The sequence below is a fragment of the Methylobacterium sp. P1-11 genome, assembly GCF_008329595.1.
In the GTDB taxonomy this organism is placed as follows: Bacteria; Pseudomonadota; Alphaproteobacteria; order Rhizobiales; family Beijerinckiaceae; genus Methylobacterium.
In genome coordinates this window covers 107,187-131,453 of record NZ_NPKS01000010.1, presented here as the reverse complement: position 1 = coordinate 131,453, position 24,267 = coordinate 107,187, and the positions used below count along the sequence as shown (strand labels likewise).

The following is a 24,267-nucleotide window of genomic DNA, read 5'->3' as shown; positions in this document are numbered from 1 at the left end:
CAACAACCTGGAGCGAGGCCATGGATCGTTGGCAGGCCATGCGCATCTTCGCCAAGGTCGCCGAGACGGCGAGCTTCGCGCAGACTGCCCGCCTCCTGCACATGAGCCCGCCGGCCGTGACGCGCGCCGTGGCTGGGCTCGAAGAGGCCATCGGCGCCCGGCTCCTGATCCGGACGACCCGCTCCGTGAAGCTGACGGAGGCGGGTAGCCGCTATTACGAGGATTGCCGGCGGATCCTGGCCGACATCACCGAGGCGGAATCGGCGGCGGCCGGCTCGAACGCGACGCCAACGGGGACGCTCGCGGTCACGGCATCGGTGCTGTTCGGGAAGATGCACGTGCTCCCGATCGTGACCGATTACCTCGACACCTACCCGACGATGTCGGCGCGGGCCCTCTTCGTCGACCGCCCGGTCAACATCGTCGAAGAGGGGATCGACGTGGCAATCCGCATCGGTCACCTGACCGATTCCGGATTCGCGGCCGCCCGGGTCGGTTCAGTCCGCCACGTCATCTGCGGTGCACCGGCTTATTTCGCGCGGCACGGCGTGCCGACGAGCCCGGCGGATCTGAAGCGGCACCGAATCGCGGTCTCCACCGGCGCCTGGGCGTCGCCGGAATGGCGATTCGGGCGGAATGAGCGAGTGGTCATCCACCCGACCCTGCAGGGAAACACCAGCGAGATCTCGATCGGCGCTGCCCGATCAGGCTGGGGGCTGACCCGGGTCCTGCATTATCAGATTGGGCCGGACCTGCTCGAAGGCCGCCTCGAAATCGTGCTCGCCGAGTACGAGGAAGCGCCGCTGCCCGTCCACGTCCTGTACCCCGAAGGCCGGCACGCGCCCGCGAAGGTGCGGACCTTCGTCGACCTCGCGGTGTCACGCCTGCGCGCCAACCGGACGCTGAACTGAACCCGTGCGGCGCCGGATTCCAGCCTGGCCGAACGACAAGAGGTTCAACGGCCATTGTCGTCGGTCAAAACGCGGGACCGGCGATGCGCCGGCCGCGGTCGCATTGGTCGCAGCCCGCCGGCGGAAAGGATGGTTCTGTCTTAAGTTAAAGTTTCCGTGGCTCACGCACCTTCTGCGAGCGGCTGGGGCCGGCACGTGAAGACACCCGAACGCGCGAGCGCACGCGGCCGGCACTGCCTTGGCCGGTCGCCGGGATCTCGACGGCACGGGGCGTCTGGGCCGGCCGCATGGCATGGGCGCGAGGGCGCGCCCGGCGGCAGTCTGAGGGGAGACGGGCGCATGGACCAGTGGACCCGCCTGGACCCGATCTTCGATTCCGAGGCGGCGGCGCGGGACATCGCGGCCGCGGCCGCGCTGCGCGCGGATGCCCAGGATCACGACGCGGGCTTCCCGCAAGAGGACATTGACGATCTCGCCCGGCTGGGCTTGCTCGCCGCCCCCATCCCGGTGGAGCACGGCGGCGCCGGGCTCGGGACGGAGCCGGGTGCGGGAACCCTGGCGGAGGTCCTGCGCCTGGTCGGCTATGGGAGCCTCGCCCTCGGCCGGCTCTACGAGGGGCATGTCAACGCCCTCCAGCTCATCGCCCGATACGGCGCCCCCGACCAGCGGGATCGCCTGTTCGCCGACGCGCATGCCGGCCACCTCTTCGGGGTCTGGAACACGGAACCCTCTGAAGGCGGCCTGCGGGTCGAGGCCCAGGACACCGATGCACGACTTCATGGCGTGAAGACCTTCGCGTCGGGTGCGGGGTCTGTCACCCGCGCCCTCGTCACCGTCGGGCATCCGAACCAAGCCGGCACGGCGATGATGGTGGTGCCGCTTCAGGCCGGGACCCGGGCAGATCTCTCGGCCTGGCGGGCGCAGGGCATGCGCGCGTCGGCGACCGGCACCGTCGACTTCACCGGCCTCGCCTACGAGGCCGACGCCATTCTGGGCCATCCCGATGACTATTTCCGCCAGCCCGCCTTCTCGGGCGGCGCGTGGCGCTTCGCGGCGGTGCAGCTCGGCGGCATCGAAGCGGTGTTCGATGCTTGGCGCGGGCATCTGGACCGCCTCGACCGGGGCGGCGACCCGCACCAGCTGGCGCGCCTCGGCGAGGGCGCGATCGCGGTCGAAGGCGCGCGGCTCTGGGTCGAGCGCGGGGCGAAGGTTGCATCGGAGGCCGCGCTGCCGCCCGAACGCGTCGTCGCCTACATCAATCTGGTCCGCCTCGCGGTCGAACGTGCCGGCCTCGACGTTCTTCAGCTGGCCCAGCGCTCGGTCGGCCTGCAGGGCTTCCTGCGCGGCCATCCGCTGGAGCGGCGCGCGCGCGACCTCGGCACCTACCTGCGCCAGCCCGGACCGGATCGTGCGCTCACCGGCGCGGCGTCTGAAATCCTGCGCATTGGCGGCATGGCGGGAGATCTGTGGACCGAGAACGCCGCATGATCAGGCCGCCGAGCCGCGAAACCGCACCGCGGGCCGCCTGGCTGGACACGCCGGAGCGGTACGGCCGCGTCAGCCGCGGCTTCCACTGGCTGATGGCCGCCCTGTTCGCCTGGCAGTTTGCGGGCGCGCTGCTCTACGTCACGATCGGCGACACGACACTCACGCGCCTCGTCGGCGGCAGCCACTTCACCCTCGGCTTCACGCTGCTCGTGCTCGTGCTCCTGCGCGCAGCCTGGGGGCTCGCCAATCGCCGCCGCCGGCACGGCGGCCCGGGACGCGCCGCGACGGCCGGCCACGCCCTGATCTATCTCCTGATGATCCTGATCCCGAGCCTCGCTCTTCTGCGCCAATACGGGTCGGGCAAGCCCTTCGCGCCCTACGGCATCCCGCTGATGCCGGCGCGTGAAACGAAGATCGCGTGGATGATGCATCCTGCCGATCTGTTCCATTACTGGCTGGGCTTCACCCTCCTGGCCGCCGTCATCGGCCATGCCGCGATAGCGGTGCTGCACCGCAGGCTCTGGAACGAGCCCGTCCTGCAGCGCATGACGTGAACGGCCGCGCCGATGGCGTGAGATCGTCAGGCCTTGATCGCGCTGGCCGCCCGGTCGGGAAGTGGGGCGTCCAGCGTGAACACCACGCCGCGGGACCGGTACTCGATCTCCGCCGAGCCGCCCATCTCGGCGGACAGCGCCCGCTCGATGAGGCGCGTGCCGAAACCGCCGCGCGTCGGCGCCGTCACTGCCGGACCTCCGACCTCCTCCCACCGGAACCAGAGATGGGCCGGCTTCGCGCCATCCATCACATCCCAATTGAGGATGACCCGACCCTTGTCGTTCGAGAGGGCGCCGTACTTGACCGCGTTGGTCGCCAGCTCGTGGAGAGCCATCGTGAAGGCGAGGGTCAGGCGCGGCGTCAGCCAAACCTCCGGGCCATTGATCAGGAACCGCTGCCCCGCGCCACCGCGGAACGCCGTGAGGGTACCCTCCACGATCACGCTTAGCGTGGCGCCGATCCAGCTCTCGCGGGTCAGAACGTCGTGGGCGGCCGAGAGCGACTGCAGCCGCGCGTCGAGGGTCCTGTGGGCTTCGTCCAGGGAGGCGGCGTTGCGCAGGGTCTGGTGGGCGATCGACTGCATGGTCGCCATCGAGTTTTTCACCCGGTGGTTCAACTCGTCGGCCAGGAGGGTGCGGTGCTCCTCCGCGCGCTTGCGCTCGGTCACGTCGATGGAGACGCCGGCCATGCTGAGAGGCTGGCCGACCGCATCGTAGAAGGTCTGGCCCCGGATCTGCAGCCACCGCATCTCGCCAGCGGGCGTGCGCGCCCGATACTCGATGTCATAGTCGCTGTGCTCGCGGATCGACGTCTGCACCGCCGCCTGCATGCGGGGTCGGTCCTCGGGATCGATCGCGGCGATCAGATCCTCGTAGCTGAACGGATCGCCCGCGGAACGTCCGAAATTCTCCTTGCAGGTCTCGGAGGCCACCAGTCGCATCTCGGCGAGATCGAGCGTCCACGAACCGAAACGGCCGGCTTTCAGGATGAAACGCAGCCGCTCCTCGCTGCGGGTGAGTTCGCTCGTGCGGCGCTCCACCTCCTGCTCGAGCACCGCACGATCACGCTGCATCCGCGTGAGCTTGTCGCGCTCCAGCGTCACGTCGAACTGAGAGGCGCAGAAATAGGTCAGCGCACCATCCCGATCGAAGACCGGCGAGATCAGAAGCCGATTCCAGAAGACCTCGCCGTCCTTCTTGTGGTTAAGCAGCTCGATCTCGACCGGAACTCGACCCTCGACGGCCGCTCTGATCTTCGCGATATCCGACTTGTTGGTCTCCGGCCCTTGCAGGAAGCGGCAGTTCCGGCCGATGATCTCGTCGTGGTCGTAGCCGGTCAGACTCGAGAATGCGGCATTGACGAAGACGATGGGATTATCGGGCTGACTAGGGTCCGTGATCAGCATCGGCATCCGCGTCGCCCGCACGGCGGAGACGAAGGGATCGGTACTCGCGTCGCTCCGGGCGAACTCCGCTTCGAAGCGCGAGCGTTCCTGCTGATCCGTCAAAGTCCCGTCGCCCTTGCCACGACCTGCACAAGGCGACCTTCGGCCGCGATGGGCATACGTATCATAGGGAGGTTCGCTTGTGCACAATCCTCATAATGGCCAAGACGCCGCAGGCATGCGACGGCCGGTCGTATCGCTAAGCCGCAGCCGGACCGGGACCAAATCCCGCGGGCGAGCGCGAGCCAAGATGATCGCGCAGAGTCCGGCCCTCATACTCGGTCCGGAACAGGCCGCGCCGACGCAGTTCCGGCAGGACCAGCGCGATGAAGTCGTCGAGGCCGCCCGGTAGCGTCGGCGGCATGATGTTGAACCCGTCGGCCCCGCCGGACCGGAACCGCTCCTCCATCTCGTCCGCGATCTGGGCAGGCGTGCCGACGATCTGCGAGTGGCCGCGCGCGCCCGCGATGCGCAGGTAGAGCTGACGCAGGGTCAGACCTTCGCGACGGGCGAGGTCGACCATCAGCTGCTGGCGGGACTTGATGCCGTCCGTCTCGGGCAGTTCCGGAACCGGCCCGTCGGGATCGTATCCCGAGAGATCGTGGCCGCCGATCATGCGGCCGAGCAGAGCGAGGCCGACCACGGGATCGATCAGCTCCTGCAAGGCCTCGAACTTCGCCCGCGCCTCGGCCTCGCTGCGTCCGACGACGGGAAACAAGCCCGGCATGACCTTCAGGTCGCCGGGTGCGCGGCCAAAACGCGCCATGCGCTCCTTCAGATCGCCATAGAAGGCCACCGCCTCCTCCAGCGTCTGATTGGCCGTGAAAACGATCTCGGCGGTGCGCGCCGCCAGATCTTTGCCGGGCCCGGACGATCCCGCCTGCACCAGCACGGGCTGGCCCTGCGGCGTGCGCGAGATGTTGAGCGGTCCGCGGACCTCGAAATGCTTGCCGCGGTGGTTCAAGGGCCGAAATCCATCGGGCTTCGAGAACTGTCCGCTGGCGCGGTCGATGATCACCGCGCCGTCGTCCCACGTGTTCCACAGGCCGAGGACCACGTCCACGAACTCCTCGGCGCGCTCGTAGCGATCGGCGTGCCGGGCGATCCGGTCGCCGCCGAAATTCGCCGCCTCCGCGTCGGTCGCGGATGTGACGAGATTCCAGCCGGCCCGTCCGCCGCTGAGATGGTCGAGGGACGCGAACCGGCGCGCGACGTTGTAGGGCTCGTTGAAGGTGGTGGAGGTGGTGGCCACGAGACCGATCCGGCGCGTCACCGCCGCGAGCGCCGACAGCAGCGTCAGAGGCTCGAAATGGGTCGAGCGCGCGGTGCGCTCGCTCGACCTCAGATCCAGGTCCCGGATACCGGTTCCGTCCTCCAGGAAGATGAGGTCGAACTTCGCGGCTTCCGCCCGCTGCGCCCAGCCGACATACCGATCGAGGACGAGGCCTCCGTCGGCTTCGCTCGAAGGATGTCGCCAACCGGCGACGTGGTGCCCGGTCGCGTAGAAGAACGCGCCGAGGCGCAGGGTGTCCTGTCTCATCGAACCGACCGTCATCGAGCCTGATCCGCTCCGTGCCGCTTGCGCAGGCCGGAGTCTAGCCGAGCCGCCTCCACAGGCGAACTCAGGATTGCACGAGTGATGCACAACTGGCTGACGCTGTGACCATTCAGCGAATTGCCCGGAGCTGCGGCTCGGAGCGCGTCAGTGGGAACCGCAGGGGTCGGGCACGTTCTCGGATGGACGGTCGCGCAGGTCGGACGTGGCATGGCGCCCGTGCCGTGCCGCCAGGGAATGCCGCGCCTGCTGCATCGGCAGGAGGGCCGAAAAGGGGCCGGACCCCGTGCGGACGCGCTGCGAAAGCCGCGATTGCGAGACCGGAACGTCGGCCGCCGACCATCACGATCCTCTCGTCGAGGATCATGCCGCGCCCTCCCCCTCCCGGGGCAGCCCACCGCCACACAGCAGCCCTCGTGCCCCTCGCGAGCGGCCCCTTCGCGCCGAGCAGAACATGATCGGCCCTCGAGGTCGGACACCACCCCGTCCGCGCATCGACGCGTAAATTATTCTCGTCCTACGCTTGACGGACGAATATTCTTGTCTCGAGGCCGGCAAGTAGAGAACGGCCTTTTATTGACTCCGTGACCGGCCGACCGGATCTTGTCTTCACCGTCACGCGAAGGGCCGCACACGGAAGATGAAGACGCAGGCGCGGTCCGGTCGCGATTCCGGAGCGAGGAGTATGTCGACTCGGATCGACCGCTTGGCGCTATGCCGTCCCCGCACATCTTCGGAAGCGCACGGCGGACCGATCCGCTGACCGCGCCGCGCCTCTGAACTCAGCCGCCCGGACGAGACCGACCCGGACCGCGCCGCGACGTGGATCGCCCGTCCCGCGAACATCGAACCCCGCTTTTCGCCTCTTCTCACGACGTCAGGCCCGACCCATGATCTCCACTCGCCGATCGATCCTGGCCGCCGGCCTCGCTTTGGGCGGCCTTGGTGTGCTCGCGACGCGCGAGGTCCGCGCCGAGGGCCCGAACGAGATCCGCCTGGACTGGGCGACCTACAATCCGGTCGGCCTGCTCCTGAAGGAGAAGGGCTTCCTCGAGGAGGCGCTGGCGCCACGGGGAATCAAGGTCCGCTGGGTTCAGTCGCTCGGCTCCAACAAGGCGCTCGAATTCCTGAACGCCGGCGCGATCGATTTCGGCTCGGCCGCCGGAGCCGCAGCCCTCGTCGCGCGGATCAACGGCAACCCGATCAAGGCGATCTACGCCTATTCGCGCCCCGAATGGACGGCGCTCGTAACCCGTAGAGAAAGCGGCATCACCAAGCCGGCCGACCTGAAGGGCAAGCGCGTCGCGGTTACGCGAGGCACCGATCCGCACATCTTCCTGATCCGCGCGCTGCAGGGCGCCGGGCTCACCGAGCGCGACGCCAAGCTCGTATTGTTGCAGCACCCGGACGGACGGACCGCCCTCGACCGTGGCGACGTCGATGCCTGGGCCGGCCTCGACCCGATGATGGCGGCGGCCGAGATCGAGAACGGCGACGTGCTGTTCTACCGCGACGCCGCCGCGAACACTTGGGGTCTGCTCGATGTCCGGGAAGACTTCGCGACGGCGCATCCGGATCTCGTCCGAACGGTGATTGCCGCGTACGAGCGGGCCCGCGCCTACGCGCTCGCCAACCCGCAGGCGCTCACTGCGACCCTCGTCGCGGCCACCAAATTGCCGGGGCCGGTAATCGCCCGCCAGATCGAGCGGACCGACCTGTCCCAGCCAGCGATCGGCGCCGCCCAGGCTGAGTCGATCAAGGCGGCCGGCACGGCCCTGCAGCAGGCCGGAGTGATCCCGGCGGGCACCGACGTGGCCGCGGCTGTTGATGGCCTGCTCGACGCGCGCTTCAATCCCGTCGCCGGACAGTGAGCGGCGGCGTGCCGCTGCTGCGGCGGAGCGGTCGCGCGGGCCTGGGGCTGCTTCTACCGCTCGTTCTTGCGGCCGGTTGGGAGATCGCAGTCGCGACGGGCGCGGCATCGGGGCGGCTTCTGCCGCCGCCGAGCCGGATCGGCGCGACACTCTGGGCGCTCGCCGCGTCGGGGGATCTGTGGATGCATGTCGAGGCGACCCTCATCCGGGTCGGGCTCGGCTTCCTGTGCGGGGCGGCGGCCGGGATCGTCGCGGGCGCCCTCGTCGCGACCATCCCGGCGCTGCGCTGGCTCATTGATCCGAGCCTACAGGCGCTGCGCGCCGTCCCGTCGCTCGCCTGGGTGCCGCTCTTCATCCTGTGGTTCGGCATCCTCGAGACACCGAAGGTGCTGCTGATCGCTGTGGGCGTGTTCTTCCCGGTCTATGTCGGCGTCTCGGGAGCGATCGCCTCGGTGGACCGCAAGCTGGTCGAGGTCGGGCGGATCTTCCGGCTGTCCCGCTTCGCTCTCGCCCGCCGGATTCTCCTGCCGGCGGTGCTGCCGGCGACGCTTGTGGGCCTGCGCACCGGGCTCGGCCTCGGCTTCCTGTTCGTCGTGGCGGCGGAGCTGATGGGTGCCTCCGAGGGCCTCGGCTACCTGCTGGTCGACGGTCAGCAATTCAGCAAGCCCGATCAGATCGTGGCGGCGATCATCGCCTTCGCCCTGGTCGGCAAGGCGGCCGACATGGCCCTGGTCACGCTGACATCGCCGCTGACACGGTGGCAGGATACCGTGCGGGACAGCCTGTAATGACCGCCTCGGGGCTGAAGTGGCGCGCCGAACCGGGCATTGTCCGACGCCGCGATGCCTACGCCATACCCGCGCGAGAGACACCCGTGCTGACCGTTGACGACCTGTCGAAGATCTACGCAGACGGCACGCAGGCCCTGTCGCAAATCACCCTGTCCGTGCGGGAGGGTGAAATCGTCGCGCTGATCGGCGGTTCGGGCTGCGGGAAAACCACGCTCCTCCGGCTGATCGCGGGCCTTGACCAAGCAAGCCGCGGGGCCGTGCAGGTAGACGGCGAGACGATCCGCGCGCCCCATCCGAGCATCGGTGTCGTGTTCCAGGAACCGCGGCTGCTGCCCTGGCTCGACGTGGCCGGCAATGTCGGCTTCGGCCTCGCCAATCTGCCTCGATCCGAGCGCCGGACGCGCGTCTCGCGCGCGTTGGAGCGGGTCGGGCTCGCCGAGCATGGCGGCCGCTGGCCTCGGGAACTGTCCGGCGGCCAGCAGCAGCGCGTCGCCATCGCTCGGGCTTTCGTGGCGCAGCCCCGGGTGCTGCTCCTCGACGAACCGTTCTCCGCACTCGACGCCTTCACCCGGAAGGGGCTGCACGATCAGCTCCTCGATCTCTGGGCCGAGTCGAAACCGACGGTCCTGATCGTCACGCACGATGTCGGCGAGGCCGTCACTCTGGCCGATCGGGTCGTGGTGATGCGCCCGCGACCCGGACGCCTGGACGAAACGGTAGCGATTGGTCTCGCCCGCCCGCGCGAACCCGTGGCGGCGACCTACGAGGAGGCCGTGCGCCGCGTGTTGGCTGCCCTCGACCACTCCCTGCGCCCAGCCGCGACTAAGCCGCCGCCCACCCCCGAGACCCGCGCGAGCTGGTGGTAGGGCCGTCCGGGCTCGGCTGGCTCATTGATGGATGACACGATGCTCCTGTCTCGCCGAACCCTCCTCGCCGGCCTTTCGGCATCCGCCGTGGTGGCGCTGCCCCAGGTGGCCGTTGCGGCCGGCGCGCTGCGCATCGGCTATCAGCGCTCCTCGACGCTGATCGCGTTGCTGCGTCAGGATGGCGGTCTGGAACGCGCGTTGGCGCCGCTCGGCACGACCCTGTCCTGGCACGAATTCACCAGCGGCCTGCCGATCATGGAGGCGCTCAATGCCGGGCAGATCGACGTCTCGGCCGACGTCGCCGACACGGTTCCGATCTTCGCTCAGGCCGCCGGCGCCCGGATCAGTTACATCGCCCAGGAGGCGCCCTCCCCCGAGGCACAGGCGATCCTCGTGCCCGCAGACTCGCCGGCCAAGTCCGCGGCAGACCTGCGCGGTCGCCGGGTGGCGGTGACCAAGGGCGCCGGCAGCCATTACCTGCTCCTCGCGGCCCTCGGCGAAGCGGGCCTCACCTTCAAGGACATCACTCCCGCCTACCTGACGCCGGCCGACGGGCGTGCTGCCCTGGCGAGTGGTGGGGTCGAAGCATGGGTCGCCTGGGACCCGTTCCTGTCCGCCGCCCGGCAGCAATCGGCGGCCCGCGTGCTCCGCGACGGTGTCGGCCTCTCGCTGTACAAGCGCTATTATCTCGCGGCCGATCCCTACGTCGCGGCCAACGGTCCGGTATTGGCGACCTTGTTCGCTCAGGTCGCCGAGACGGGCAATTGGGTGAAGGCCAATCCGGCTGGGGCGGCCGCCCGCCTCGCGCCCCTCTGGAAGATCGAACCCGAGGTGATCCTGCGCGCCACCGAGCGCCGCAGCTACCGGGTTGAGGCGGTCACCCGCGCCGGCCTCTCGGAGCAGCAGAAGATCGCCGATGCCTTCCGCGCGGAAGGGTTGCTGCCCCGGGCTGTCGACACCTCGGCGCTCGGCATCTGGGCGCCGCAGGGCCGCTGAGCGGCCGCATCCGCTTCAGAATCGGATGGCGGTGAGCGCCTGATCCTCGGGCTCGTCCTGCTGGAACCGGGCGAATCGCAGCGCCAGCACCGGCAGGATCAGGAGGTTCAGCACGGTCGAGGTGACGAGGCCGCCTAGGATCACCAGGGCCATCGGACCCTCGATCTCGCGGCCGGGCTCACCGGCGCCGAGCGCCAGCGGCAACAAGCCCAGGCCCGTGACGAGGGAGGTCATCAGAATCGGCACCATCCGGTCCGCGGCGCCCTCCGCCGCCGTCGCCGCGTCCCAGGGGCGCCCGTCCCGGGTCACCATCTGCTCATAATGGGCGATCATCATCACGCTGTTGCGCAGGGAGATGCCCGACAGCGTCACGAAGCCGACGATCGAGCCCAGCGACAGAACCCCGCCGGTGAGCGCCGCCGCGGCTACGCCGCCCACGAAGGCGAAGGGCAGGTTGACGAGGACCAGAAGCAGGTTCGCCGCCGAACCGGTCACGATGGCGAGGAGCACCACGATGCCGAAGCCGGCGAGCCCGGCATGGACCAGGAGGTCGCGGCGGGCCGCCGCCTGCGCTTCGGCGGCACCCGAGAAGGTGATGTAGACACCCTCGGGCAGGCGCACCTCGCGGGCGATCTTGCGCTTGGCCGCCGCCACGAAGCCCGCCATGTCGCGGTCACCGACGTTGGCGGTCACCGCCTGCACCCGCTGCGCGCCGAGATGCTGCACCTGGTACCGGCCGGCGCTCTCGTAGACATCGGCGACCTGCGCCAGGCGGACGTAGCGTCCGCCGGGTGTCCGCAGGGGCATGTCGCCCACCGCGCTGAGACGGCCGCGGACGCGCGCGTCGAGGATCACCAGCACGTTGAACACGGCATTGCCGCGATAGGTTTGACCGACGATGTCGCCCTGATAGGCGGTGCGCACCGCCTCCAGCACCTCCACGGGGTCGAGCCCCCAGTGGCGCAGATCCACCGGGCGCAGCGCCACTGTGACCTGCGGCAGCCCGGCCGGCGAGGCCTGCTGGACATCCCGGGCGCCCTTCACCTCCGAGAGCTCCTGCGCGACCGAACGGGCGGCCGCCTCGATCCGGTCGAGGTCGTTGCCGACGACATTGACCACGACCGGTGCGGTGAAGCCTGAAACCGTTTCCTCGATGCGCTCGGTGAGGAAGGTCTTCAGCGAGAAGGCCGCCCCCGGGAAGCCGGCGATCAGCTGTCGGATCCCGCTCTCGATCCGGCGCTGGGCGGCCCCATCGAGGCCTGGGTCGAGGTCGATGTGGATCTCGCTGTAATGCGGCCCGGCCGTATCCTCGGCAGCCTCGGCCCGACCGATCTGCGCCGCCACGGCGCGGACGCCCGGGATCGCCTGGAGGTCCTCGGTGATCAACGTCCCGAGCCGCTGCGATTCCTGAAGGGAGGTGCCGGGGATGGCTACCATGTGCAGGATCATGTGCCCTTCCTTCAGGTCGGGGAGGAACACGGCTCCGAGCGTCGGCAGGATTGCGGCCCCGGCGAGGGTGATCAGCAGGGCGCCCGCCATAGCGGTCCGCGGCACCCGACCGATCCCGGCGAGCAGCCGCAGGTAGGCCGCCCTGCTCCAGCGCACCACCGGCGGGTCGGGCGGCGCTGTGCCTGCACCGCGCGCGATCCGGCCGCCGAGGAGCAGGAGCGCGAGGGCCGGCGTGACCGTGAGCGCCACGACGAGCGAGGCGATGACCGCCGCGATGTAGGCGAGCGCCAGCGGACCGAACAATCGGCCGGCAACGCCGGTCAGCGCCAGGACCGGCAGGAACATCAGGATCACCGCAAGAGTCGCGTAGGCGACCGAGGTCCGCACCTCCAGCATCGCGGCCAGCACCACATGGGCGGCACCGCGTGTGGTACCGCGCGCCTCCCGCAGCCGGCGGGAGACGTTCTCGACGCCGATCACCGCATCGTCGACCACCTCGCCGATGGCGAGGGCCAGGCCGCCGAGCGTCATCGTGTTGAGGCTCTCGCCCCAGGCCTGGAGGGCCAGGGCGGCGGCGATCAGCGACAGCGGGATCGCCGCCGCGCTGATCACCGCAGCGCGCCAGTCCGCCAGGAAGACGAGGAGCACGATCACGACCAGGACGCCGCCCAGCGCGAGTGCCTGCATCACATTTCCGGTGGCGACGTCGACGAAATTCGCCGGCCGGAACAGGTCGCTCCGCAGGTTCACGCCCTCGCGCTTCAGGACCGGGCGAAGTTCGTCGAGGGCGGCCTCCAGGCGGGTTGTCACGGCGCGGGTGTCGACCCCGGCCTGGGCGCCGACCATCAACAGAACGCCGGGCTTGCCGTCCACGAGCGCCGCGCTGATCGCCGGCTCCGGAGCGGTTGTGACGGTGGCCACGTCCGAGAGGACGACGCTTGCTCCGCCATCGTTGTGGAGCACGATCTGGCCGAGCGCCTCCGGGGTGAGCGACTGCCCCTCGGTCCGAAGCAGGACACGCTGGTTCGGGGTATCGACGAAGCCCGCACCGCGGACGCCGGTGCCCTTTCGGGCGGCTGCCAGGACATCGTTGAGGCCGATCTGGAAGCGGATCAGGTCGTCGGGGCGGACCTGAACCTGCAGAGTGCGCACGCCGCCGCCGTAGATCGAGACCTGCGCGATGCCCGGGACGGCCTGAAGCCGCCGACGCACGGTCCATTCCGCGACTTGACGCAGGTCCATGGCATCGCGGCTCTCGGAGGTGAGCCCGACAAGGAGCACGGTGAGCGTCGAGGAGGTCAGCGGAGTCATGGCGGGCGCAGCCACGCCGTCCGGCATGCGGCCGGCGAGCGCCGCCAGACGCTCGTTCACCCTCTGGCGGACCCGGTCGACGTCGCTGCCGGGCCTGAACGCCGCGGTGATCACCGACAAGCCCTGGATCGAGGTGGAGCGCAGGGTCTCCAGGCCCGGCAGGCCGCCGACCGCCACCTCCACAAGCTGCGTGACCAGAACCTCGACCTGCTCCGAATCGAGGCCCGGCGCCTCGGTCTGGATCGTCACGGTCGGCGGCGCGAATTCCGGGAAGACGTCGTAGCGCGCGCCCGTTAGAGCGTAGAGGCCGAATACCAGGACTGCGCAGGCCAGCGCCAGGACCACCCGCGGCAGCCGGACGGCGAAGCCGACGAGGGCAGCCTGCAGACCGCGGGGGCCTACGGCAGGGGGCGACTCAATCATCGTCGTCGCCCACGACGCGAATGCGGTTCTTCATCTCCTCCGACAGGAGCGCCTGTCCGCCGCGCAGAACGATCTCGCTACCGTCCGGCAAATCCCCGACCACGAAAGCGTCGGCCGACATCGGGGCATCCGGCCGGACCGGATGGCGCACGAAGGCCCCATCGCCGGTGCCGCGATACACCCAGGTGCCGCCCTCACCGTGGACGACGGCATCCTCCGGCACGAGAACGCCCTTTACGGCGCGGGGCGCCGCCAGGAAGGCCATCGTGCTGGTGCCCGGCAGGAGACCGCTGTCGCCGGATACGAGATAGAAGAAGCTCTGCCCCTGGATCCGCGGGTCGGTCCGCGTCGCGGGGGACACGAGCCGCAGGGGGACCCGCTCACTCTGGGGCGGAACCTCCGCAAAGGCGGCCTGTGGCGCCGCGGCGAGAGCCTCGCCCGGCGGCAACGTCACCTGCATGAGGAAATCGGCCCGCTCGATCAGCCGCGTCACCAGCTGCGACCGCTCGATGATCGCCTTGCCAAGCACCGCTCCCCATTCCTGGCGTGCGGTCGCCGCGAGGGTGCGCAGTTGCGACTCCGCAACCGTGACCGACGCCTGATCCGTCAGCAAGGTGCCCTCGGCGGTCTCGATCTGTGCCACCGCCACCACGCCGGCACCGAGAGTTCGGGCTCGGCGGGCGGCGCTGGCAGAAACCTCGACCCGTGCGCGGGCCGTCTGGAGCGCCGCCACGGCACCCGCGTAGCTGTTGGTGAGTTCGGTGATGCGGGCGAGGTCGAGGACGCTGCCATAGGCGGTCAGCTCCTGCCGGTGCAGCACGGCCGGTCGTGCCTCGGCGACGAGCCCGATCCGCGCTCGTTCCGCCATCGTCAGACGCACCAGTGTCCGGCCATCCTCGACGGCCGTGCGCGCCGCCGGAAGCTGCGCCGCTGCGGCGGGCTCGTTGCGCCGCTCCGGAAGGAGCGAGGCGAGCCGTTCCCGCATCCCCGAAACGATTGGGTTCGCATCGGCCCGTAGGCGTTCGCCCGTCGGTGAGACAGCGAGGCCGGCAAGCGCGAGCAGCATTCCCCCAATGAGCAGCATCGCCCGCCGGCCACCCACCTGGCGTCTCCTCTCCAACCCCGATTGCCGAATCTACCCGGATTTGATGCCAGATACACCCGAACTTGGCTGGCTCAAAACCGGTTGGGACCCGTGAGGCCCTGAGTTCGAGCGTAGGATGGTGTGGAAACACAGAAGCCCGTCTCGACTGCGCGAGACGGGCTTCCGGAGATACGAGAACGATCTAGGCTCGGATCAGCAATCGTCGCCGGAAACCGGAGCGGTCTGCCGGTCGGCCGCAGCCTTGTTCATGGCGCCCACGGTGCCCGGCGAGGCAGGCTGGTTGCCGCCGGCGAGGTTCGCGGCAGCCGGGTCGGTCGACTTCGACTTCGATCCCGCATCGGTCTGAGCCTGCCGATCCGCGGTCTGCGTCGCACCCGCATTGTTCATGGCGCCGACCGTGCCCGGCGAGGCCGGCTGGTTACCGCCGGCCAGGTTCTTGCTCGACTTGTCGACGTCAGAGCTCTGCGGGTTTGAAGCCTGCTGATCAGGTGTCTTAGACTTTGTGGTTCCGGTGCTGCACGGGGCCGCGAAGGCGGGACCGGCAGCGAGGGCCAGAAGCGCGATAGCGCCAGCCAGACGAGAGACCTTCATTAAACGCTCCTCCAGAATTTTACGAATTCCCAAGTGCCTAATCGTCCCATGAGTTCCGACGCGATTACCCAGATCTTCCAAATGGCCCACTCCGTTTCGAACAGTTCCACGCATTCCACGGAGCCGAATCGTATGAAAACAGACAAGTTCCGAAGGGGCAGCGGGGCAGTCGCCGCCTCGGTCATTGGTTCGGGTGCGGCCTCTCATCTCGCCATCTCTGCCGATGCAGGAACGCGCTTCGGCCCGGTCGTCCGGAACCGCTCGCGGGGCGAGCTGGCGCTACCTCGTTTGGTCACGTTCTAAGTCTGGAGCGAGCGGGATAGCGTCGACTCGCGACGGGACGTGTCCGCGGCAGCCTCAAGCGATGTGCGACCGCAGCACGAGATAACGGGCTTTGAAGGCACGGTCCCGGATCCGAATGCCCCGTTTAACCCGACCTGACCGCCGGTCAGATCGGGTGTGCGCTCGGCCCGAACGGCGGGACGCAAGTCTTCCGCAAGGTGACGGCCTCGACGTCCTGCGCAGTCCTCCGATTGGCCGACTGCCACCGCTGACGAGGCACCGTTAAGCCATCCTCACCGTTCGCGCCCGCTCCGCAACCACCCCGTCGCGTCCGAAGGATCCCGTGGCAGAACTCCGAGAGAGGCCGGAAGTGATGGCGCCGCCTGCGTTCTCGAAGCGCCGGAGTCTGGCCTGGATGGTATTCTGTCAGAGTGGGCTGTTCCTGGCACAATTCGGCACCTCGCTGGCCCTGGCGCGCCTGCTCACGCCCCACGAGACCGGCATCTTCAGCCTCGCCGCCGCCATCGCGGGACTCCTGTCCACGCTGCGCTCCTGCGGCCTGTCGAGCTATATCGTCCGGGCAGACCGGGTGGATGCGGCCTTGCTGGCGAGCGTCTTCACGGTGAACCTGATGCTGTCGGGCGCGGCGGCGATGCTGATCCTGACCTTCAGTGCGTTCGGCAGCGTCCTCCTCGGTGAGCCTGAGGTCCAGCGTGCCCTGGCCATCCTCGCCGTGGTGCCGCTGATCGGCGCGCTGGAGTTCCGTCCGGCCGCCATGATCGAGCGGCACGGCAATTTCCGCGGCGTGGCCCTGCTCAACATGCTGCGCGGTCTCGTCGCCAGCGGCGCCATGCTGGCGATGGCGCTCCTCGGCTTCAGCTACATGAGCCAGGCTTACGGGCAGGCGGCGGGCGCCGTCGCAGCGGCGCTGGCGGCGAACAGCCTCGGCCTGCGCTACGTGTCGCTCCGCGTAGGTCTCGCCGGTTGGCGTGAGATCCTCGCCTACGGCGGCCGGCTCTTCGCCATCGCGGGTGTCGCGAATCTCGCCGGGCGGACGGGCGACCTCGTCCTCGGACGGATGCTCGGACTCAACGCCCTCGGCCTGTATTCCCGCGCGGCGAGCCTCAATGCCCTGATGTGGGACCATCTCCACGTAATGATTACGCGCATCATCTTCGTGGACCTCGCGAACCAGCAGCGAAACGGGCAATCCCTGCGCACATGCTACCTCAACACGTTGCGGATGATCACCGTCCTGCTCTGGCCGGCCTTCGCGGGCGCGGCCGTCCTGGCCGGCCCAATCGTGCGGATCCTGCTCGGGCCGGGCTGGGACGGTGCGGCGCTGCCCTTCTGCCTGCTGTCGCTGGCCGCGATCGTCCTGAGTTCGCTCATCATGACCTGGGAGGTGTTCCTGATCCGGGATCAGACCGCCCTGCAGGCGCGGTTCGAGTTCCTGCGCCACGGCGCCGGTCTCGTGATGCTCAGCATCGGCTGCCTGTTCGGCCTCGGCGGCGCCGGCGCGGCCCGGATCGGCGAGGCGCTCCTGGCTGTCGGCCTCTACCGGCCGCATCTCGAGCGGATGACCGACACGTTCGGGCGCGACTACGCCCCGATCTACCTCCACGCCGCCGCCCTGACCGTCATTGCCGTCGCCCCAGCCATCCTGGTCATATCGGTCTGGGGATGGTCGGCCGAGACGCCGCTGCCGAGCCTCGCGGCCGCGATCGCCGCCGGGATCGCGGGCTGGGCCTGCGGCCTCTGGTACCTGCACCATCCCCTGGTGACGGAGGCGCGCCTGCTGCTCGCGAACATGCGGCCGGCCCGACCGGGCACGACCGTGTCGGACCTCTAGCGGCGTGCCGCGGCGGCGCGGGCGCCTGATCGTCGTGCGAGGCCCGGCGCAGCCGCCCGCTCCGGGTAACGCGCTTGAGACCCCGCGCTCGCGACCGCACGCTTGCGCTTCCGCGCGCCGGGGCGCGATATGACCGGACACGAGGGCGGCGCGGGACGATCGCGGGATGGCGGATTTCCGCAGCTTGGAGGTGTTCTACTGGGTCGCGAAACTCTCGAGCTTCCGGCGCGCCAGCGAGAAGGTGAACACCACCCAGCCGGCGGTCTCCCAGCGCATCGCGGCCCTGGAGCATGAGTACGGGACGCTGTTCGAGCGCCGCAGCCGCGACGTCGCGCTGACGGAGCGGGGACGTCTCCTCCTCGGTTTCGCGGAGCGGTTCCTGGCCCTCCAAACCGAGATGAGCGCGGCCCTGCACGAGACCGGCCGGACGCGGGGCACCCTGCGGCTCGGCGTGTCCGAGACGATCGTCCACCTGTGGCTGTCGCGCTTCATCGAGCGCATGCGCGCCGCCCATCCCGGGATCGGCGTCGACATCACGGTGGACATCTCGCCGAACATGCAGGCGGCCCTCGTCGCCGACGAGATCGATCTGGCCTTCCTCGTCGGCCCGATCACCCTGCCGAGCTTCGCCAACAGGCCCCTGTTCAGCACGCCCGTCGCGTGGATCGCCGCGCCCGGCCTGCTGCCGGGCGACGAACCCCTGAGCCTCGGCGCCCTGCTGCACCATCCGCTCATCACCTACCCGCGCAATACCAGCCCCTACGTCGAGCTGCGCGACCTCGTCCTGCAGGAGAACCTCCTGCCGAGCCAGATCCACACGAGCGCCTCGCTGGCCACCATCGTGAAGATGGGCGTCGAGGGCCTCGGGATCTGCGTGATCCCGCCGGCCGTAGTCGAGGCCGAACTCCGTGCCGGCACCCTGCGGGTCCTATCGGCCGAGCCTCTGCTCTCGGACCTGACCTTCACGGCGATGCATACGAAGCGGCCGGCCCACCACTTCGTGGCAGACGCGGCCCGTTTGGCCCAGGACGTCGCCGAAACCTGGGCCGCCGGCCGATAAGACGGCTTTATCGCGCCCATTCGCAATCACGATTGGCGTGCCCCGCAGCGCGATGGGATCGTTGCCGCAGGAAATGAATCGCTGAAGCGATCGGGATCTTGCGGAATCCGGGCGGCCGACACGGCCGGCCCGGCGCTCGACGACCAGCCAGGGAGATCAACGCGGTGAGCCAGCACCCGGGCGTCGACGGCGCCGCACCTGTCTTCGCCGACGCGGCGGACGCGCGGCGCGCGATCCGCGCGGGCCGGTTCCGGGGCCACACCTCAGGTCTCGCGCCCGCCCACGCGCAGGGCAACCTGATGATCCTGCCGCGGGCCATGGCGGAGGATTTCCACCGCTTCTGCCAGCAGAACCCGAAGCCCTGCCCGATCCTCGGCGTCTCGCGGCCCGGCGCCCGCGCCCTTCCGACGCTCGGGACCGATCTCGACCTCGCCACCGACGTCCCGGGCTATCGCGTCTACGAGGGCGGCGAGCTCGTGGCGGAGCTGCCCGACCTGACCGGCGTGTGGCGGGATGACCTCGTCACCTTCGTCCTCGGCTGCTCCTTCTCTTTCGAGGCCGGCCTGATCGAGGCGGGCATCCCGCTCCGGCACGTCGCCCTCGGCCGCAACGTCGCGATGTACCGGACCTCGATCGCCACCCAGCCCTCGGGCCCGTTCCACGGCCCGCTCGTAGTCTCCATGCGGCCGATGAAGGCGGCCGACGCCATCAAGGCCGTGCAGGTGACGGCGCGCATGCCGGCGGTCCACGGAGCGCCGATCCATCTCGGCGACCCGAGCCTCATCGGCATCCGCGACATCGCGCGGCCGGATTTCGGCGACCCCGTCCCGATCGAGCCCGACGAACTCCCGGTCTTCTGGGCCTGCGGGGTCACCCCGCAGGCGGTGGCGATGGCGGCGCGGCTGCCGCTCTGCATCACCCACGCGCCCGGTCACATGCTGATCACCGACCTCCTCAACCGCGACCTGCCGTTCCTGTGACCCTCCCGGCCGCGTGGCGGCCCGTCCGCAAAGGAGTTGCGCCATGTGGGTGAAAGACACGAGTCCGGCGGAACGCCGGGTCCTGGGCGCGGCCTTCGCGGGCTACGGCGTCGATGCGTTCGACTACATGGTCTACACCTTCCTGATCCCGACGCTGGTCGTGGTCTGGGGCCTGACAAAGGTCGAGGCGGGCAACATCGCCACCGCCGCGCTGGTGACCTCGGCGATCGGCGGCTGGGCGGCCGGCGTCTTGGCCGACCGCTACGGCCGGGTGGTCGTCCTGCAGGGCACCGTCGCGTGGTTCACCCTGTTCACGGTGCTCAGCGGCTTCACCCAATCCTACGAGCAGCTCCTCGTGACCCGCGCGCTGCAAGGCTTCGGCTTCGGCGGCGAGTGGTCGGTGGGCTCCGTGCTCATCGCCGAGACAATCCAGGCCCGCTACCGCGGCAAGGCGGTGGGGCTCGTCCAGTCGAGCTGGGCGGTCGGCTGGGCCTGCGCGGCGATCGCCTTCTGGGCCGTGTTCGCCCTGGCTGAGCCCGCCGTGGCGTGGCGGATCCTGTTCTGGCTCGGTGCCCTCCCCTCGGTGCTGATCTTCTGGATCCGCCGCAACATCGAGGATCCCGAGGTGTACCGGCAGACCCGCGCCGCCATGCGGGACGTCGGCGATACCGGCAGCTTCCTCGACATCTTCTCCCGGCCCCTAATCGGCCGGACCGTGCTGGCGAGCCTGCTGGCGACCGGCATGCAGGGCGGCTACTACGCGGTGACCACCTGGCTGCCGACCTACCTGAAGACCGAGCGTAACCTCTCGGTCCTGAACACAAGCGGCTACCTGCTGATGCTGATCTTCGGGTCGTTCGTCGGGTACCTGACCAGCGCCTACCTCTCCGACCGCATCGGGCGCCGCCTGGGCTTCGTCCTGTTCGGCTTCTGCGCCGGCATCCTCGTCCTGGCCTACACGCTGATCCCGATCACCGATCCGGTGATGCTGGTCCTCGGCTTCCCACTCGGCTTCTTCCTCTCGGGCGTCTTCTCCGGGATGGGCGCCTTCCTGAGCGAGCTGTTCCCGAGCCGGATCCGCGGCTCCGCGCAGGGCTTCTGCTACAATTTCGGCCGCGCCACGGGGGCGACCTGCCCCGCCCTTGTGGGCCATCTCAGCGGCTCGCTGACACTCGGCATCGCCATCGGCGTCGTGGCGGCGGGCGCCTATTGCCTCGTGATCGTCGCGGCGCTTCTCTTGCCCGAGACGGTGGGCCGCGCGCTCGATTCTTGCAGCGAGGATCCGGCCGAGCCTGAGCCCGTTGCGGCCCTATGAGACCCGATCGGCACGCGGAGCAGCGGCGATGACCAGCGTGGACCTGAATTCCGACCTCGGCGAGGGCTACGGCGCCTACGCCTGCGGCGACGACGCGGCGATCCTCGGAATTGTCACCTCGGCCAACGTCGCCTGCGGCCTCCATGCCGGCGACCCCGAGATCATGGCCCGGACCTTCGCGCTGGCGAAGGAGCGCGGCGTCGCGGTCGGCGCCCATCCGGGCTTTCCGGACCTCTGGGGTTTCGGGCGGCGGCGGATGCCGTTCAGCCCGGCCGAGATCGAGCGGCTCGTCGCCTACCAGATCGGCGCCGCGCAGGCGCTCGCCGCCTATGCCGGCCACCGCATCACCTACGTGAAGGCGCACGGGGCGCTGGCCAACGTGGCCGCCGAGGAGCGGCCGGTGGCCGACGCCATCGCCCGCGCGGTCCGCGCGGTGGACCGGGAGCTCGCGCTGCTCGCCATCGCGCTGACCGCCCAAGTGCCGGCGGGCGAGGCCTGCGGCCTCGACGTCCACCAAGAGATCTTCGCCGATCGCGGCTACACGCCGACCGGCCTGCTGATCCCCCGCAGCCAGCCCGGCGCGATGATCACCGATTCCGGCGAGGCGGCCGATCGGGTCCTGCGCATGGTCGAGGCGGGCGCGATCCTCACGGCGGACGGTCAGGCGCTGCCGACGCTGATCCGCTCGATCTGCGTCCACGGCGATTCCGACCACGCTGTCGCCACGGCGCGGGCGGTGCGGACCCGGCTGGAGGGCGCGGGCATCACGCTGGCGCCGTTCCGGCCATGAGCGCGGCGCTGGACGAGCCGCGCCTCCTCGACGCCGGCGAGGCGGCCCTCGTGGTCGAGTTCGGCAGCACGGTCGACCCCGCGATCAGCGACCGGGTGCTGGCGCTCGACGACGCCCTCGGGGCGGACCCGCCGGAAGGTCTGCGGGAGCGCGTGCCGACCTACCGCTCCCTGATGCTGCACTACGATCCGCTGGTTCTCGACCGCGGGACGCTCGCCGCGCGGGTCCGGGCGCTGGTGGCGGGCGCGACCGCGCGCGCGGCCAGCCCGACGCTGTGGACCCTGCCCTGCTGCTACGACGCCCCCCACGGGGAGGACGTCGCGCAGGTCGCGGAGCAGAGCGGCCTGACGGCGGAGACGGTGGTGTCGACCCATGCGGCCACGACCTTCCGGGTCTACATGTACGGCTTCGCGCCGGGCTTCGCGTATCTCGGCGGCCTGCCGAAGTCCCTGGCGGTGCCCCGGCGGGCGAGCCCGCGGCCGCCGCATCCGCGCAATGCGATCATGATCGGCGGCGGCCTCGCCGCGGTGGCGACCGTGCCGATGCCGACGGGCTGGTACGTGATCGGCGCGACGCCTTCCCGCCTCTACGCGCCGGAGCGCGACCCGAGCTTCTTCGTCGGCGCCGGCGACCTGATCCGCTTCGAGCCCGTCGATGCCGCGACCTTCGACGCCCTGACGGCCCGCGAGGCGGCGGGCGAGCCGGTGGCCCGGCGCGGGGAGGCCCGCTGATGCCCGCCCTCGTCATCGAGTCCGCCGGACCCGGCATCACCCTGCAGGACAGGGGCCGGCACGGCTACCTGCGCTACGGCATCACCGCCGCGGGCCCGATGGATCCGCTGATGCACGCCGCCGCCAACCGGGCGGCGTCAAACGCCCTCGACGCCACCGCCCTCGAGATCTCCACCGGCGGCGTCACCGTCTCGGCGGAGGACGGCGCCGTCGGGATCGCCCTGCTCGCGCCGGGCTTCCGCGTTGCGCTGGACGGCGTGCCGCTGCCCGACACGGTCGCGCTCACCCTGGAGCCCGGCCAGGCGCTCGTCGTGCGCGCCGGCGACGCAGGGGCCTGGGGCTACCTCGCGGTCGCCGGGCGGCTCGACGTGGCGCCGGTCCTCGGCTCGGCGGCGACCCACACACGCTCGGGGCTCGGCGGCCTCGACGGGCGCGGCCTCGCCGCGGGCGACCGCCTTCCCGTCGCCGAGGGCCGTACTCCAGACGGACCGCCGCACCGGCTCGTCGCGCCCTGGCTCGACCGGGACGGCCGGGAGATCCGGGTCGTGCTGGGCCCGCAGGACGATTACTTCGCGCCCGACCAGATCGAGGCGTTCCTGGCCGGTCCCTGGACGGTCTCGCCGCGGGGCGACCGGATGGCGTGCTTCGTCGACGGCACGCCGCTGAAGCACGCCAAGGGCCACGACATCGTCTCCGACGGCGTCGCCATGGGGGCGATCCAGGTGCCCGGCAACGGCCTGCCGATCATCCTTATGGCCGACCGGCAATCCACCGGCGGCTACCCGAAGATCGCCACGGTGATCGGCCCGGATCTCGGGCGGCTGGCGCAGGTCCGGGGCGGGGCGAGCCTGTCGTTCCGGCGCGTCTCGGTCGAGGAGGCGGTCGCGGCGCGGCGCGGCGAGCGCGATCTCCTGCGCGAGGCGTTGCCGCGCGAGCCGGTCATCCGCACGGATTTCGCGTCGGATTTCCTCCTCGGCCTCAACCTCGTCGGCGGCGTCACCGACGGCCGCGCCTGAGCGCATAGCGGCTGCGCGGGGGCGAGCGAGCGTCTAGAGTGCGGGACCGACCGAGTCCCCGGCCCGAACCCCGACACAGGAAAGCCCGCACGCATGGCGCACGCCGTTACCGCCCCGGCATCCCCGTCTGCCCGCAGCAACGAGCCCCTGAACGCCGACAGCGTGCGCCGCGCCCGGATCGACCTCGCCGCCTGCCTGCGCTGGGCCGCGCGCAACGGCCTGGAAGAGGGCATCTGCAACCACTTCTCGGCGGTGCTGCCGGAGCGGCCCGACCTGTTCCTGGTCAATCCCTACGGCCTCGCCTTCGCGGAGGTCACCGCGTCGAGCCTGCTGCTCTGCGACTTCCACGGCAACGTCATCGAGGGCGACGGCCAGCCGGAGGCCACCGCCTTCCACATCCACGCCGAGCTGCACCGGCTGAAGCCCCGCGCCCGTGCCGCGTTCCACACTCACATGCCCTACTCGACGGCTTTGGCCATGCTGGAGGGCGAGCCCCTGATGTGGGCGGGCCAGACGGCGCTGCGCTTCTACGGCCGGATCGCGGTGGACGAGGACTACAACGGTCTCGCGCTCGACTCGTCCGAGGGCCGGCGGATCGCCGAGAGCGCCGGCGAAGCGGACGTCGTGTTCCTGAAGAACCACGGCGTGATGGTGCTGGGCGAGACCATCGCGGAGGCTTGGGACGACCTCTACTACCTCGAGCGTGCCGCGCAGGCGCAGGTTCTGGCCATGAGCACGGGCCGCGCACTCAAGGCCGTGCCCGAGGCGATCGTGAAGCGCGTGGCGGCGCAGGAGGCGGCCGGCCGCGCCGAGAGCGCCCGCCTGCACCTGGAGAGCGTCAAGCGGGTCCTGGCCCGGGACGAGCCCGCCTTCCTGGCGTGAGAG

20 protein-coding genes are annotated in these 24,267 nt (G+C 70.2%); 15 read left to right on the top strand and 5 right to left on the bottom strand.

Going from position 1 to position 24,267, the window contains the following annotated elements:
* The first annotated feature begins 20 nt into the window (after positions 1–20).
* The 3 genes from CIW48_RS12540 to CIW48_RS12530 all read left to right on the top strand — a co-directional run bounded on the left by CIW48_RS12540 (position 21) and on the right by CIW48_RS12530 (position 2,953).
* Entirely contained in the window at positions 21–911 is an 891-nt protein-coding gene (locus tag CIW48_RS12540; RefSeq protein ID WP_149311069.1) for a LysR family transcriptional regulator, read from the top strand.
* Between the two features lie 339 nt (positions 912–1,250).
* On the top strand, positions 1,251–2,399 hold the full coding sequence (locus CIW48_RS12535; RefSeq protein WP_149311068.1) for an acyl-CoA dehydrogenase family protein: 1,149 nt from the start codon (positions 1,251–1,253) through the stop codon (positions 2,397–2,399).
* Positions 2,396–2,953: a cytochrome b/b6 domain-containing protein gene (locus tag CIW48_RS12530; protein WP_149311067.1), complete on the top strand. Its 558-nt coding sequence runs from the start codon at positions 2,396–2,398 to the stop codon at positions 2,951–2,953. Before CIW48_RS12535 ends, CIW48_RS12530 begins: the two co-directional genes overlap by 4 nt.
* A 26-nt stretch (positions 2,954–2,979) precedes the next feature.
* Here CIW48_RS12530 and CIW48_RS12525 read toward each other — a convergent pair whose 3' ends face one another.
* Both CIW48_RS12525 and CIW48_RS12520 read right to left on the bottom strand, forming a co-directional pair.
* Positions 2,980–4,461 carry an HWE histidine kinase domain-containing protein gene (locus tag CIW48_RS12525; protein ID WP_149311066.1) on the bottom strand — a complete coding sequence of 494 codons (1,482 nt, stop codon included), beginning with the start codon at positions 4,459–4,461 and terminating at the stop codon, positions 2,980–2,982.
* Between the two features lie 136 nt (positions 4,462–4,597).
* On the bottom strand, positions 4,598–5,938 hold the full coding sequence (locus tag CIW48_RS12520; protein ID WP_149311065.1) for an LLM class flavin-dependent oxidoreductase: 1,341 nt from the start codon (positions 5,936–5,938) through the stop codon (positions 4,598–4,600).
* A gap of 905 nt (positions 5,939–6,843) precedes the next feature.
* Here CIW48_RS12520 and CIW48_RS12515 point away from each other — a divergent pair.
* The 4 genes from CIW48_RS12515 to CIW48_RS12500 all read left to right on the top strand — a co-directional run bounded on the left by CIW48_RS12515 (position 6,844) and on the right by CIW48_RS12500 (position 10,477).
* On the top strand, positions 6,844–7,824 hold the full coding sequence (locus CIW48_RS12515; protein ID WP_173009252.1) for an aliphatic sulfonate ABC transporter substrate-binding protein: 981 nt from the start codon (positions 6,844–6,846) through the stop codon (positions 7,822–7,824).
* Positions 7,825–7,832: 8 nt separating this feature from the next.
* Complete coding sequence (locus tag CIW48_RS12510; RefSeq protein ID WP_246695216.1) at positions 7,833–8,612, top strand: ABC transporter permease; 780 nt, start codon at positions 7,833–7,835, stop codon at positions 8,610–8,612.
* Between the two features lie 86 nt (positions 8,613–8,698).
* Complete coding sequence (locus tag CIW48_RS12505) at positions 8,699–9,481, top strand: ABC transporter ATP-binding protein (RefSeq protein ID WP_149311120.1); 783 nt, start codon at positions 8,699–8,701, stop codon at positions 9,479–9,481.
* Between the two features lie 45 nt (positions 9,482–9,526).
* Positions 9,527–10,477, top strand: coding sequence for an aliphatic sulfonate ABC transporter substrate-binding protein (locus CIW48_RS12500; protein WP_246695222.1), 951 nt, complete (start codon positions 9,527–9,529; stop codon positions 10,475–10,477).
* 15 nt (positions 10,478–10,492) lie between these two features.
* Here the strand turns inward: CIW48_RS12500 and CIW48_RS12495 are convergent, their stop codons facing one another.
* The 3 genes from CIW48_RS12495 to CIW48_RS12485 all read right to left on the bottom strand — a co-directional run bounded on the left by CIW48_RS12495 (position 10,493) and on the right by CIW48_RS12485 (position 15,356).
* On the bottom strand, positions 10,493–13,660 hold the full coding sequence (locus tag CIW48_RS12495) for an efflux RND transporter permease subunit (RefSeq protein ID WP_149311062.1): 3,168 nt from the start codon (positions 13,658–13,660) through the stop codon (positions 10,493–10,495).
* The gene (locus CIW48_RS12490) at positions 13,653–14,762 is read right to left on the bottom strand and encodes an efflux RND transporter periplasmic adaptor subunit (RefSeq protein WP_173009251.1); all 1,110 of its coding nucleotides are present in this window, start codon (positions 14,760–14,762) and stop codon (positions 13,653–13,655) included. The genes CIW48_RS12495 and CIW48_RS12490 overlap by 8 nt, the downstream gene beginning before the upstream one ends.
* Positions 14,763–14,957: 195 nt before the next feature.
* Complete coding sequence (locus tag CIW48_RS12485) at positions 14,958–15,356, bottom strand: exopolysaccharide production protein YjbE (protein WP_149311118.1); 399 nt, start codon at positions 15,354–15,356, stop codon at positions 14,958–14,960.
* A 655-nt stretch (positions 15,357–16,011) separates the two neighbouring features.
* On the opposite strand from CIW48_RS12485, the gene CIW48_RS12480 reads away from it, so the two are divergent.
* The 8 genes from CIW48_RS12480 (at position 16,012) to CIW48_RS12445 (ending at position 24,264) form a co-directional block, all read left to right on the top strand.
* A complete protein-coding gene (locus tag CIW48_RS12480) occupies positions 16,012–17,490 on the top strand; it encodes an oligosaccharide flippase family protein (protein ID WP_246695215.1) in 1,479 nt (492 codons plus the stop codon).
* Positions 17,491–17,656: 166 nt separating this feature from the next.
* Positions 17,657–18,550, top strand: a complete 894-nt coding sequence (locus CIW48_RS12475; protein WP_149311060.1) for a LysR family transcriptional regulator — start codon at positions 17,657–17,659, stop codon at positions 18,548–18,550.
* A gap of 164 nt (positions 18,551–18,714) precedes the next feature.
* The gene (locus CIW48_RS12470) at positions 18,715–19,530 is read left to right on the top strand and encodes a putative hydro-lyase (protein WP_149311059.1); all 816 of its coding nucleotides are present in this window, start codon (positions 18,715–18,717) and stop codon (positions 19,528–19,530) included.
* Between the two features lie 43 nt (positions 19,531–19,573).
* On the top strand, positions 19,574–20,845 hold the full coding sequence (locus CIW48_RS12465; RefSeq protein ID WP_149311058.1) for an MFS transporter: 1,272 nt from the start codon (positions 19,574–19,576) through the stop codon (positions 20,843–20,845).
* Positions 20,846–20,873: 28 nt separating this feature from the next.
* Positions 20,874–21,635, top strand: coding sequence for a 5-oxoprolinase subunit PxpA (locus CIW48_RS12460; RefSeq protein WP_149311057.1), 762 nt, complete (start codon positions 20,874–20,876; stop codon positions 21,633–21,635).
* Complete coding sequence (locus tag CIW48_RS12455) at positions 21,632–22,366, top strand: allophanate hydrolase subunit 1 (RefSeq protein ID WP_149311056.1); 735 nt, start codon at positions 21,632–21,634, stop codon at positions 22,364–22,366. The genes CIW48_RS12460 and CIW48_RS12455 overlap by 4 nt, the downstream gene beginning before the upstream one ends.
* Entirely contained in the window at positions 22,366–23,382 is a 1,017-nt protein-coding gene (locus CIW48_RS12450) for a biotin-dependent carboxyltransferase family protein (protein WP_149311055.1), read from the top strand. The genes CIW48_RS12455 and CIW48_RS12450 overlap by 1 nt, the downstream gene beginning before the upstream one ends.
* A gap of 93 nt (positions 23,383–23,475) precedes the next feature.
* Positions 23,476–24,264 (top strand): aldolase, encoded by a 789-nt coding sequence (locus CIW48_RS12445; RefSeq protein WP_149311054.1) that lies wholly within the window; start codon positions 23,476–23,478, stop codon positions 24,262–24,264.
* Positions 24,265–24,267: the final 3 nt, after the last annotated feature.